Annotated in this window: 11 protein-coding genes; 8 read left to right on the plus strand and 3 right to left on the minus strand. The window is 62.1% G+C overall.

Going from position 1 to position 11,863, the window contains the following annotated elements; genetic code table 11:
- Positions 1–83 precede the first annotated feature (83 nt).
- The gene (gene istA, locus ACTNBY_RS09115) at positions 84–1,400 is read left to right on the plus strand and encodes an IS21 family transposase (protein WP_441064242.1); all 1,317 of its coding nucleotides are present in this window, start codon (positions 84–86) and stop codon (positions 1,398–1,400) included.
- On the plus strand, positions 1,390–2,133 hold the full coding sequence (gene istB, locus ACTNBY_RS09120) for an IS21-like element helper ATPase IstB (protein WP_441064244.1): 744 nt from the start codon (positions 1,390–1,392) through the stop codon (positions 2,131–2,133). The genes istA and istB overlap by 11 nt, the downstream gene beginning before the upstream one ends.
- Before the next feature lie 169 nt (positions 2,134–2,302).
- Here istB and ACTNBY_RS09125 read toward each other — a convergent pair whose 3' ends face one another.
- A complete protein-coding gene (locus ACTNBY_RS09125; RefSeq protein ID WP_427794362.1) occupies positions 2,303–2,824 on the minus strand; it encodes a nitroreductase family protein in 522 nt (173 codons plus the stop codon).
- A 293-nt stretch (positions 2,825–3,117) separates the two neighbouring features.
- Here ACTNBY_RS09125 and ACTNBY_RS09130 point away from each other — a divergent pair, with 293 nt between their 5' ends.
- The 4 genes from ACTNBY_RS09130 to ACTNBY_RS09145 all read left to right on the plus strand — a co-directional run bounded on the left by ACTNBY_RS09130 (position 3,118) and on the right by ACTNBY_RS09145 (position 7,819).
- Positions 3,118–3,408: a CDP-alcohol phosphatidyltransferase gene (locus ACTNBY_RS09130; protein ID WP_154517819.1), complete on the plus strand. Its 291-nt coding sequence runs from the start codon at positions 3,118–3,120 to the stop codon at positions 3,406–3,408.
- Positions 3,409–3,589: 181 nt separating this feature from the next.
- Entirely contained in the window at positions 3,590–4,078 is a 489-nt protein-coding gene (locus ACTNBY_RS09135) for a MarR family winged helix-turn-helix transcriptional regulator (RefSeq protein WP_441054518.1), read from the plus strand.
- Positions 4,078–5,802, plus strand: coding sequence for an ABC transporter ATP-binding protein (locus tag ACTNBY_RS09140; RefSeq protein ID WP_441064248.1), 1,725 nt, complete (start codon positions 4,078–4,080; stop codon positions 5,800–5,802). The genes ACTNBY_RS09135 and ACTNBY_RS09140 overlap by 1 nt, the downstream gene beginning before the upstream one ends.
- Position 5,803: 1 nt before the next feature.
- Entirely contained in the window at positions 5,804–7,819 is a 2,016-nt protein-coding gene (locus tag ACTNBY_RS09145; RefSeq protein WP_441064245.1) for an ABC transporter ATP-binding protein, read from the plus strand.
- A gap of 108 nt (positions 7,820–7,927) precedes the next feature.
- Here the strand turns inward: ACTNBY_RS09145 and cysE are convergent, their stop codons facing one another.
- Positions 7,928–8,632 carry a serine O-acetyltransferase gene (gene cysE, locus ACTNBY_RS09150; RefSeq protein WP_441016642.1) on the minus strand — a complete coding sequence of 235 codons (705 nt, stop codon included), beginning with the start codon at positions 8,630–8,632 and terminating at the stop codon, positions 7,928–7,930.
- 223 nt (positions 8,633–8,855) lie between these two features.
- Here cysE and ACTNBY_RS09155 point away from each other — a divergent pair, with 223 nt between their 5' ends.
- Positions 8,856–9,503, plus strand: coding sequence for a VTT domain-containing protein (locus ACTNBY_RS09155; RefSeq protein WP_154517831.1), 648 nt, complete (start codon positions 8,856–8,858; stop codon positions 9,501–9,503).
- A 290-nt stretch (positions 9,504–9,793) separates the two neighbouring features.
- A complete protein-coding gene (locus ACTNBY_RS09160) occupies positions 9,794–10,846 on the plus strand; it encodes a branched-chain amino acid aminotransferase (protein ID WP_427728837.1) in 1,053 nt (350 codons plus the stop codon).
- 116 nt (positions 10,847–10,962) lie between these two features.
- Here the strand turns inward: ACTNBY_RS09160 and ACTNBY_RS09165 are convergent.
- On the minus strand, positions 10,963–11,863 hold a 901-nt coding region (locus ACTNBY_RS09165), incomplete at its 5' end, for an IS3 family transposase (protein WP_441064247.1).

An 11,863-nucleotide genomic window follows, 5' to 3' on the forward strand; every position in this document is an offset into this window, starting at 1 on the left:
GTTCCGTTAGCGCAGTTGGTGAAAGTACGTTAGCGGGGTCGGCGAAAGCGCGTTAGCGCATTCGGCGAGATGCGTTTGCGAAAGTGGTCAATTTTAGATTAGCGCTAACAGAGGGCAACGAGGAATGGGTCGCGGGCGTTCTCGAGGCCGACCTTGGGGCCCCGAGGAAGCAGCGCCACACCGCCAGGCGGATCTACGACAGGCTCGTCGCCGAGCGCGGCTACGGCGGCTCGTACTCCACCGTGCAGAGGTTCGTCCGCGAGCTCAGGCTCGCCCGGGAGGCGGCGGGCGGAGAGGGGTACCTCGAGCTCGAGTGGGCGCCCGGCACCTGCCAGGTCGATTTCGGGAACTTCCGCGCCGCGGTCGGCGGGAGGACCCTCGACCTCAAGCTGCTGGTCGCGACGCTCCCGCACTCGAACGACCGGCAGTGCGTCGCCCTCATGTCGCAGAGGTCGGAGTGTCTGTGCGCCGGGCTGCTCGAGATCTTCCGCCGCTGGGGCCGCGCCCCGGCTGCGATGGTGCTCGACAACGCCACCGAGGCGGGCAGGATGGTACGCGGCGAGGTCACGGAATCGAGGCTGTTCTCGCAGTTCAGGGCCCACTACCGCTTCGAGAGCCGGTACTGCAACCCCTATTCGGGAAACGAGAAGGGCTCCGTCGAGAACGCCGTGGGGTTCCTCCGGCGCAACCTCCTCGTCCCCGTGCCGGCGTTCGGCACGCTCCCCGAGCTCAACGCGTTCCTCGCCGAGGGATGCGCGAGGATCAACGCGGCGGCGCGCTGCCGCGACGGCAGGCCGCACGGGGAGGCCTACCGGGAGGACCTCGCCGCCATGCGCGCCCTTCCCGGCGTGGAGTTCGACGCGGTGAGGTGGGTCACCGCCCGCGCCGACAAGCGCGGCTACGTCGAGGCCGACGGGCGCGAGTACGTCGCCGGGCCCGCCTGGCACGGGCGGAGCCTGCTCGTCGGCATGCGCGCGACGACGGTGGAGATCCTCGCCGACCGCGGCCGCCGGGTCGCCGTCCTCCCCAGGGCCTTCGGGGAGGGCCCCGCGGTCCGGAACCCCCTCTCGCTCGTGCCCGCCATCATCGCCAGGCCGAGGGCCTTCGGGGAGTCGACGATCAGGCGCGACATGCCGCCGGGGCTCGTCGAGGGGATCGACCGGATGGACTCCGCCGGCAGGAGGCGCACGCTCAGGTCGATCGGCCGGGCGAGCGAGTCCTCGGGCTTCGAGGCGGCATGCGAGGCGGCGCTCAGGGTCGTCGAGGGCGGCCGCGTCCCCGACGACGCCACGGTCGACGTGCTGGCGAGGCGCATCGCGGGAGGCGGCGGCGAGGCCGGCGGGGCCGACCTGTCGGTCTACGACGGGTTCCTGAAGGGGGCGGTCGCCGATGGCCGCTAGCGAGGAGCTGGCCCGCAGGGTCGTCGAGGCCGGGCGGTCATGCTCGCTCACCACCGCCGTCCCGGAGGAGTGGTCGAGGCTCGGCACCCCGAAACAGGTGGAGTACCTGGCGGGCTACCTCGAGGCGGAGAGGTCCAGCCGCGAGGCCTCGAAGCGCGCGACGCTGCTCAGGCGCTGCGCGCTGCCGGCGCCCAAGACCTTCGACGGCTACGACTGGTCGGCCGTGTCGTGGCCGGAGGGCATGGGGCGCGAGTCGCTGCTCGCGCTCGACTTCGTCGAGCGCAGGGAGGACCTCGTGCTCATGGGCGACGTCGGCACCGGCAAGACGCACATGGCGTCGGCCCTCTGCGCGCTGGCGTGCGAGAGGAGGCTCGAGGCGCGCTTCTTCACGGCGTCCTCGCTCGTGATGCGCCTGAGGCGCGCCCGCGACGACGGGAGGCTCGACCGGGAGGCCGCGCTCATCGGCAAGGCCCGCCTGCTCGTCATCGACGAGCTCGGGTTTCTCCCGCTCGACGCGGACGGGGCGAGGCTGCTCTTCCAGGTCTTCGCCGACGCATACGAGAGGCAGTCGGTGGTGATCACCACGAACCTGGAGTTCAGCAGGTGGGGGTCGGTGTTCGGGGACGACCAGATGGCCGCCGCCGTGATCGACCGCATCGTCCACCACGGGAGGCTCGTCCAGTTCCGCGGCGAGTCCTACCGCGTCCGCCATGCCCTCATGCAGGAGGGCTAGCCGCTCAAAAAGCGTGCGCACTTCCGATGCTCAGGCTGCTCAATTTCCGATGCTCTTTTTGCTCAAATCCTCTTGACGAAACACACCCTCGAAAATGAACGTCAAATTGGCGTGAATGCGGCCCGCGCAGCGTCAGCAGGTCCGCCGTTCGGTAGAACGGCGGAACAAATTACCTAACGTACACCACGTTGTCGCGGCGGGGCTTTGCCTCGGGTAGCGTGTCCTCGGCATAGCCCAGAATGCAGTTACCGACACCACGCAGGCTGCCGTCGGCGGGCAGGCCCCAGCTGGCCAGCAGCTCCAGGCCCTCGGGCGAGTCAAAGACCTCATGCGCGCGGTGAATCCAGCACGAATCGACACCCAGTGCATAGGCGGCGTTGAGCAAGTTGCCCATGGCGAGCGAGCCGTCTTCCAGATGTGTGGGCACGCTGCGGTCAACCAGCACCACCACAACGGTCTTGGCGCCATAGAAGGGGTCGCTGTTGCTGCCCATGACCTGGGCGTTGAGCTGTGAGAGACGCTCGACGGTCGCGGGGTCGGTGACGGCGACAAACGTCACCGGCTGGCGGCCCATGCCGCTCGGTGCATATTGGCCGGCTTCGATAATACGTGCAAGCTTTTTGGCCTCGACGGGACGATCGCTGTATTTGCGGCAGCTGCGGCGGTGAATGAGTGCTTCGATAGTCTCCATGGTGTCTCCTTGCGGTGGCGTTGCAGATGCCCCGTTCCTACCCGTCGGGCTCAAACGATAGACGGTCAAGTGCCCGGCAAAAGGATAGATTCCAATTGGGAAAGTGGGTTTGCATAAAAGTACCTTTAAAATGTGACAAGCCAATGGGATGGTTAAACGTTTTATCCCGTCTGCCCTGCGGTTTTTACCACTTGCCTAAATGACGAACGCATAACCTCTGATAAAGGTTTTACTAAAGGAGTACCAACGTTTATCAACGCGCCGTGGTGGCGCCGGGCCAGGAGGTAACTATCATGTTCCAGGCTGGAGATGTCGTCGAGACCGATTTCGAAGGATTTCTGAAGCTGCTGCGTTCCAAGACACGCGCTTTTGTGACGATTGACGATCACGAGTACTACATCACGCACACCGATGGCTATTGGCGTGTTCAGGATTGCGAGGCCCTCAACGATAAGGGCCACTTTACTGACTGCTCCGAGCTGGTCAACACGCTCTGCGAGGTCGTCGAGCTGCCTTGGATCTGCGGCAAAAGCCTGCACGATAGCTTCTCGGGCGCTACGGTCTACGAGGCTGTCGCCGCTTAACAGGCAATGAAACCCGATTTTCACGTGACCGCTGGCGCCGCCCCCGCGCCGGCGGTCTTTTTCTGCCGATAGGTCATAAAAGTGCAGGCATTTGCGGAGAACCTGTTGACGATAGTCAAAGCTCGGACTAATCTAGAGACACGAAATTGGTCAAAAATCGGACAATCGAATGGTGGGATAGATGAATAGTGCGGTTACGCCGGTCGACTTCGACCGGTTGCTCAATGGACTTGACCATATCTATTCGGAGTTCTCGCGCGCCTGCGGCCTTTCGGACTGCGCTTACTGGATGCTCGTCGATACCAGCACGGCAGGCGGCAGTATTGCCGTAAGCCGTCTGACAAGCGAATGGTTCTACAGCAAGCAGACCATCAACTCGGCAATTAAAACCTTGACGGCGCGGGGCTTCGCAACGTTGGAGTTTGCCGAAGGCAGCCGTAAGAACAAGGTTGTGCGTTTGACCGAAGCGGGCATGCGGTTTGCCGAGCAATATGCGCTGCCGGCGCAAGAAGCCGAGCAACAGGCTTTCGAAGTGCTCGAGCCCTGGGAACAGCGCGAAATCATGCGCCTCATCGAAAAATTTTCCCATGCGCTCGGCGATGAGTGCGATGTCTTTAAGCAGCATATCGCTGCCGAGAATCAAGGTGAGGGTGAGTCGTGCGACTGTTAATGAGGTTTTTGAAGCCCTATCGAGGGCTTGTCGCAGTGACGCTGCTGGCGCTGCTGGTGGATAACGTCGGTACGCTGTTGGTTCCCACGATGCTGGCGAACATGGTCAACACCGGTATTACCACGGGCGATGTCGACTACATCTTATGCAACGGCCTATACATGTTTATCGCGACGAGCATGGCGAGCGGCGGCACGGTGCTGGGCTGCTATCTTTCGGCGCGTCTGGCGGCTAACGTGGCCTGCGACATCCGCAATGCCGTCTACGACAAATCACTCGAGCTGTCTGCCAGCGATTTTGAGCGCTTTGGCACCGGATCGATGATCACGCGCTCACTCAACGACATCAACGTGATTCAACAGGCTGTCCTTCAGACGATTCAGCTGGTGCTGCCCGTGCCGTTCTTGGCTGTGGCGGGCATCATCTTCGCCTGGTTTATCGATCCGGCTATGGGCATGCTTCTGGGCGTCGTGGTTGCGATCGTGCTGGTTGCGGCGGTCTTTACGGTTGCCAATGCGGCACCGATTTTTATGCGATTGCAGGGTTTTATCGACCGCATGAACGTGGTGCTGCGCGAGAACATCGTGGGCGTGCGCGTCATCCGTGCGTTTAACAAGGAGCGTCGTGAGGAACAGCGCCTGGACGAGGTGTTTAGCGACTACGCCGCCAACGCCATAAAGGTCAACCACCTGTTTGTGGGCCTTGACAGCTCCAGCTTCTTTTTGATGAACATCGCCGAGGTGGCGGTGCTGTGGGTGGGCGGTAACCGGGTGGGCGCCCACGCCATGCAGATTGCGAGTATCTCGGCGGTGCTGGAGTATGCAATTCTGATCCTGTTCTTTGTGATGATGGCCCAGATGGTGGTGCTGACGCTTCCGCGTGCTGCCGCGTGCCTGAACCGTGCGCAGCAGGTGTTGGAGATTGAGCCGAGCATCGTGGACGGCGAGCGTACGCTGGGTGACGGGACGCCTGCCTCCGAGGACGATGCGGATGCTGTTGCCGTGTTCGACCACATGTCGTTTCGCTTTGACGACGCCGACGAGGATACCCTGTGCGACCTGAGCTTTGCCTGTCGTCGCGGTCAGACGACCGCGATTGTGGGCTCGACGGGCTCGGGCAAGTCGACGGTGGCAAAGCTTCTGCTGCGCTTCCACGATGCCACCAAGGGCGCCATTCGCCTGGACGGCATCGATCTGCGCGAGCTTTCGCAAGATGAGATTCGCGGGCGCATCGCCTATGTGCCGCAGAAGGCGTGGCTGTTCTCGGGCACCGTGGCAAGCAATCTGCGCTTTGGCAACGAGGACGCGACCGAGGCGGACATGCTTCATGCGCTGCAGGTTGCCCAGAGCACCTTTGTGCTCGATCAGCCGCAGGGGCTCGATACTCCGGTTGCCCAGGGCGGTACGAACTTTTCGGGCGGCCAGCGCCAGCGTCTGGCAATCGCCCGTGCGCTCATGAAGCATGCCGATCTGTATATCTTCGATGACAGCTTTTCGGCCCTGGACTTTAAGACCGATGCGGCCTTGCGCCATGCGCTGCAGGACGAGACGCGCGACGCCGCGGTGCTCATCATCGCGCAGCGCATCTCGACGATTTTGCATGCCGACCAGATTGTCGTGCTCAAGGATGGCGAGGTCGTGGGCCTGGGCGCGCACGAGGAACTTATGGAAACCTGCGAGGTGTACCGCGCCATCGCGGAATCGCAGATGAAGGGAGGTGAGTAGCATGACCGAGGAGCTCAAGAAGCGCAGCGACGCTATCGATGCCGTCGTTGTGGACGCGGCCGAGGAAGCGGTCGAGCAGTCTGCCGCGTCGACCGAGCTGGATGCCGCCGCCAGGGCCGCGGCCGAGCGCGAGGCTCGTCGCCAGGCGCTGTACGAGGAAAACGAGCGCGCCGAGGACGAGCGCGCCCGTGCCGAGGCAGAGCGTATGCGCGACGTGGACGACGAAGAAGAGGACGAGACGCCCCGGGATACCTGGGCGACGGTGCGCCGCTTGTGGAGCGAGGCCGCCGGCGACCATTGGCGCTTCTATATTGTATTCGCGAGCATTGTGTTCTACGTCATCTTTAACACCGCCGCGCCGGCATATAGCGCCCATGTTATCGACGAGCTGTGGGGCCATATACAGGTGGCGTTTGCCAGCGGAACGACCTTCAGCATCACCTGGGACCAGTGCGGTAAGACCATCTTTGTCTACTTTTTGATCTGGACGGCCGCCGGATCGTTCTATGCGCTGCAGAGTTTTTTGATGTCGAGCGTCGCCGAGCGACTCAACTTGCGTCTGCGCAACCGCATCGCGCAGAAGCTCAGCCGCCTGCCGCTCGCCTACTTTGACGCGCATCGCCCCGGTGAAGTGGTCAGCCGTGCGACCAACGACTTGGACAAGATGTCCGAGAGTATGCAGCGCGGATTGCTGCAGCTGCTGGTATCGATCGGTACCGTGACGGGTGCCATCATCATGATGTTTGTCTATAGCGTCAAGCTCACGTTGGTCTTTTTGGGCTTTACGGCGGTATCGTTGCTGGTGACCAAGGTGGTTTCGCGCCGAACGCATGATGTGACGGGCGAGCGTCAGGAGTGGGTGTCCAAAATCACGAGCGCGGTCGAGGAAGGCTATTCAGGCCGTTTGGTGATTCGCGCATTCAACCGCGAGCATCAGAGCTCTGCCGAGGTGCACGAGGCCTCGAGGGAGCTAGCGCGCGTGAGTACCAAGGCCGACTTTATGATCAATGCCGTAGGCCCTGCGGTTCGCTTTATCGGCCGTTTGGCGCAGATCGTGATCGCGCTGGTGGGCTGCAGCATGCTGGTCGCCGGCCACATGACCGTCGGCGTGTTCCAGGCGTTCTTCCAGTTTATCTACGGGGCGTCCGAACCCATGACGCAGCTGTCGTTCACTTTCAACTCGCTGCAGAGCGCGCTGGCGAGTGCGGAGCGCGTGTTCGACCTGCTCGATGAGCCCGAGATGGAAGCCGATCCGCTGCCGGGTGATGCTGCCAGGCTGCCGGGTCGCATTGAGGGCCGTGTCTCCTTTGAGCACGTGCGTTTTGGTTATTCGCCCGACAAGCCGCTTATGCGCGACGTGTCGTTTACCGCCGAGCCGGGCCAGAAGATCGCCGTGGTGGGAACCACGGGCGCAGGCAAGACGACACTCATCAACCTACTCATGCGCTTCTACGAGATTGACGGCGGGCGCATTACGCTCGACGGCGTGGACACGAGCTGTATGGACCGCGGCGAGCTGCGCCAGCAGTTTGGCATGGTGCTGCAGGACGCCTGGCTGTTTGACGGCACGATTGCCGAAAACATCGCCTACGGCTGTCCCGAGGCGACGCGCGACGAGATCGTGGCGGCTGCGCGCGCCGCGCAGGTCGACTTCTTTGTGCGCACCATGCCGCAGGGTTATGACACGCGGGTGGCAAACGATGCCGAGAGCATTAGCCAAGGGCAGCGTCAACTGCTGACCATCGCACGCGTGCTGCTCAACAACCCGGCGATTCTCATCCTGGACGAGGCGACGTCGAGCGTGGACACGCGTACCGAGCTCGCCATCGGTCGCGCCATGGACGCGCTTATGCGCGGGCGCACCAGCTTTGTGATCGCGCATCGCCTGTCGACGATCGTGGACGCCGACCTAATCTTGGTCATGGATCACGGCAACATTATCGAGCAGGGCACGCATAAGGAGTTGCTGGCTGCCGAGGGCGCCTACGCCGACCTCTATCTGAGCCAGTTCGCATAATGCGACATGGGGACGGCCCCCTTGTCGCATCAGAAATAAGGCGCGCCGGGGATAGATTCCCTGGCGCGCCTTTGCGCTGGCATGAATGTTGTCATTGGCCGTCCGCGTCTAGCGTTCGTCCACAAGTTTGGCAACGAGGGCTTTGAGCTCGGCTACCTCTTGCTCGAGTTCTTTGACGCGGCGGGCGTTCTCGGTGATGCCCTGACGGTTGAGGGCGGACTGCTCGGCGGCATCGTCAGGCATGTACTCGCGGTGCTGCTTGGCGTCGAAGCTCTCCTCGAACACGCGGCAGCCGTTGCGCTTGATGATGCGTCCCGGTACGCCCACGACGGTGCAGTTGTCGGGCACGTCCTTGACGACAACCGAGTTGCCGCCGATTTTGACGTTGTTGCCGATGCGAATGTTGCCGAGCACCTTGGCGCCCGTGCCCACGGTGACGTTGTTGCCCAGGGTGGGGTGGCGCTTGCCGGTTTCGTTGCCGGTGCCGCCAAGCGTGACGCCCTGGTAGAGCACGCAGTTGTCGCCCACGATGGTGGTTTCGCCGATGACGACGCCCATGGCGTGGTCGATAAAGAAATGCTTTCCGATCTGTGCAGCGGGATGAATCTCGACCCCGGTGATGTGGCGGGTGATTTGCGAGAGCACACGGGCGAGCGAGCGATGACCGTGCTCCCACAGCCAGTGCTCGGGCACGTGGTTCCACTTGGCGTGCAGGCCAGGATAGGAAAGGAAGATGACCAGACCGTTTTGCGCGGCGGGGTCCTGTGCCTGGACGGTCTTGATGTCCTCGCGAATGGTATTGATAAAGCTCACCGGCCGCCCTCCCTTAGCGCCATGGCAATGCGATTCAATAAAGTATAGCGATTCGCTAGGGATTAGGAAGAATAATCTTGGCGGCTTTGCATGACAGGTGTCAGTTATGCAAACTTACTGGTAATGGAGTCATGCTTTTGTGGGGTTGCGCACGAGGGGGCACCGCAACCGTATACTGGTCAACTTGGACGTATCCGCGCCCACAACTGAGAGGTTTTACTTCATGGGTTTCATCAATTTTATCGCCGAGCTACTCAAAGACCCGCGCACCGCGATTGCCAGCTGGATCGCCGCCGGCCCGCTTATGGCCTACGGCTGCGTGTTCCTCATTATCTTCGTTGAGACAGGCGTGGTGTTCTTCCCGTTCCTTCCCGGCGATTCACTGCTGTTTGCTTCGGGCTTCTTTGCCCATAACGGTGGCTTTAACATCGTGGCCCTGCTGGCCGTAGCATGGGCCGCTGCCATCCTGGGAGACCAGTGCAACTTTATGATCGGTCACTTCTTTGGCAAAAAGATCATCGCTTCGGGCAAGGTCAAGGCCATGACGCCCGAGCGTATCAAAAAGTCCGAGGACTTCTTGGACAAGTGGGGTCACCTGGCCATCTTCCTCGGCCGCTTCTTCCCGTTTATCCGCACCTTTGTGCCCTTCATTGCCGGCATGGGCGGCATGCACTGGCGCAACTTTGTCATCTACAACGTGCTGGGCGGCATTACCTGGTCGACGGTCTTTACACTGCTGGGCTACTTCTTTGGTGGCATTCCCTTTGTGCAGGAGCACTTTGAGTTGCTGATCATTGGCATCGTAGCCGTGTCGATCATCCCGACTGTAGTCGGCCTGGTTAAGGCTAAGCTGGGAAAACAGAACGCCTAACTCGAGCCGGCGCGAATAATAGTGTCAAAGAGGCCCGTCACCGCTTGCGGTGGCGGGCCTCTTTTGCTTCGGTCAAATGAAAATACTTTACTTAGTTAAAGAAAAACGTTTTATCCGACGCGCGCGGGGAGTACAATCTCGTCCATGCGAATCGACGTGCCATCGGCTTCGATGTTGCCCGCGTGTCCCGTCCGGCTCTACGCTCCGGGCGTGCGACGTTGCGACACGGTCGGCCTCGGTCCTTGCGTGCGGGTTCGCGAGTATGCAACTGTGTATGTAAGGAGCGACATATGACTGTCGAGAAGAAGGATATCGATTGGGGTAGCCTCGGCTTTGGCTACATGAAGACCGATTACAGCTACGAGGCTCATTGGAAGGATGGCGAGTGGGACGAGGGCGGCCTGACCACCGACCACACCATGCATGTCTCCGAGTGCGGCGGCATCTTCCATTACTGCCAGGAGGTCTTTGAGGGCCTGAAGGCCTACACCGCCGAGGATGGCAGCATCGTCTGCTTCCGTCCCGACATGAACGCTGAGCGCATGTATAACTCTGCCCAGCGCCTCGAGATGCCCCCGTTCCCCAAGGACAAGTTCGTTGAGGCCGTCAAGCAGGTCGTTTCTGCCAACGCCGCCTGGGTTCCGCCTTTCGGCTCCGGTGCGACCCTGTACGTGCGTCCGTTTATGATTGGCTCTGGTGACGTGATTGGCGTGGCTCCTGCTCCTGAGTACACGTTCCGCATTCTCGTGACTCCGGTCGGTCCGTACTTTAAGGGCGGCCTTAAGCCCGTTAAGCTGCGCGTTTCCGAGTATGACCGTGCAGCCCCGCATGGCACCGGCAACATCAAGGCCGGCCTGAACTACGCCATGTCCCTTAAGCCCACGATGGAGGCCCATCGCGAGGGCTATGCCGAGAACCTGTATCTTGACTCCGAGTCTCGCACCTATGTCGAGGAGACCGGTGGCGCCAACGTCCTGTTCGTGAAAGAGGACGGCACCCTCGTCGTTCCGCAGTCGCACACCGACTCGATCCTGCCCTCCATCACCCGTCGCTCGCTCGTTCAGGTCGCTCAGGACCTGGGCATGACCGTTGATCAGCGTCCCGTCGAGTGGGCCGAGGTCAAGGCCGGCACCTTTGTCGAGTGCGGTCTGTGCGGCACCGCTGCTGTTATCTCCCCGGTCGGCGAGATTGACAACAAGGTTTATGGTGCCGACGAGACCGTGACCTTCCCGGCTGGCTGCACCGAGATCGGCCCTGTTATGAAGAAACTTCGCGAGACCCTGACTGGTATTCAGTCTGGTGCTGTTGAGGATAAGCACAACTGGGTTTACACCGTCGCGTAAGCTGTCTTGTATGTTCGGTCCGAGGGCGACCTTCCTTTCCGGCGCGTCCTCGGACATGAAAGAACCCCCGCTGCGCACTGAACTGCACCCCAAAACTTGGACGGCTTAAATAAGAACTACGCCGCAAGGGGCTGGTTCCGGAACTCCTCCGGGGTCAGCCCTTTCAGTTTAACCTGCCTTCGCCTCGTGTTCCAATGGGCGACGTACGCGTCCAGGTCCGCCTTGAAGGACTCGAAGTCGGGCCATGTCCTTCCCCGGAAGAACTCGTCCTTCATGTGGCCGAAGACCTGCTCGGTGGCGCCGTTGTCGATGCAGTTTCCCTTTCTGGACATGCTCTGGACGATCCCGGCGTCCTTCAGCCTCCCGCACCATGCGGCGTGCTGGTACTGCCAGCCCATGTCGCTGTGGAGCACCGGCGTCGCGCCCTCGGGCATCTTCGCCAGCAGCTGGTCGAGCAGCTCGGCCTGCTGCGCCATGTCCGGGCTGGTCGACGTCGACCACGCGACTATCTCCTTGCTGCCGAAGTCGTACACCGGCGCGAAGTAGGCCTTGCCCCAGGGCTGCTTGAACTCGGTAACGTCGGTGCCCATCTTCTGCCACGGCCCGTCGGCGGCGAAGTCGCGCCCGATGACGTTCTCGAACGTCTCGCCCACGACCCCCCTGTACGAGTTGTACCTATGGTAGTCGGTCTCGCGGCGGATGCCGCAGCGGACCCCCATCTCCCGCATCATCTTGAGCACGGTCTTGTTGGCTATGCGCGCGCCCAGCTCGGCGCGCAGGCACATGGCGACCTGGCGGTGGCCGCACCCGTTGGCCGTGCGCGAGAAGATCTCCGCCACCGCGTCCCGCAGCTCCGGGCGCGTCGGCCTGGCCGGGTGCGACAGCGCGTAATAGTAGCTGGACCGGGCCAGGCCGGCGCACTCCAGCAGGCACCCCAGCCCGTACCCCTCTTCGCGCAGGGCGCTCACGGCCTCGACCTTCGCCCTGGTCAGAGTCCGTCCCTCTCGACCAGGGCAC

It is taken from the genome of Collinsella sp. HCP28S3_E12 (assembly GCF_052065595.1).
Classification (GTDB): domain Bacteria; phylum Actinomycetota; class Coriobacteriia; order Coriobacteriales; family Coriobacteriaceae; genus Collinsella.

What these genes read in the sequence shown, in the direction of transcription:
- istB (WP_441064244.1), top strand. Translation starts at nt 1,390, where the DNA reads ATGGCCGCTAGCGAGGAGCTGGCCCGCAGGGTCGTCGAGGCCGGGCGG.
- ACTNBY_RS09125 (WP_427794362.1), bottom strand. Translation starts at nt 2,824, where the DNA reads ATGGAGACTATCGAAGCACTCATTCACCGCCGCAGCTGCCGCAAATAC.
- ACTNBY_RS09130 (WP_154517819.1), top strand. Translation starts at nt 3,118, where the DNA reads ATGTTCCAGGCTGGAGATGTCGTCGAGACCGATTTCGAAGGATTTCTG.
- ACTNBY_RS09135 (WP_441054518.1), top strand. Translation starts at nt 3,590, where the DNA reads ATGAATAGTGCGGTTACGCCGGTCGACTTCGACCGGTTGCTCAATGGA.
- ACTNBY_RS09140 (WP_441064248.1), top strand. Translation starts at nt 4,078, where the DNA reads ATGAGGTTTTTGAAGCCCTATCGAGGGCTTGTCGCAGTGACGCTGCTG.
- ACTNBY_RS09145 (WP_441064245.1), top strand. Translation starts at nt 5,804, where the DNA reads ATGACCGAGGAGCTCAAGAAGCGCAGCGACGCTATCGATGCCGTCGTT.
- ACTNBY_RS09155 (WP_154517831.1), top strand. Translation starts at nt 8,856, where the DNA reads ATGGGTTTCATCAATTTTATCGCCGAGCTACTCAAAGACCCGCGCACC.
- ACTNBY_RS09160 (WP_427728837.1), top strand. Translation starts at nt 9,794, where the DNA reads ATGACTGTCGAGAAGAAGGATATCGATTGGGGTAGCCTCGGCTTTGGC.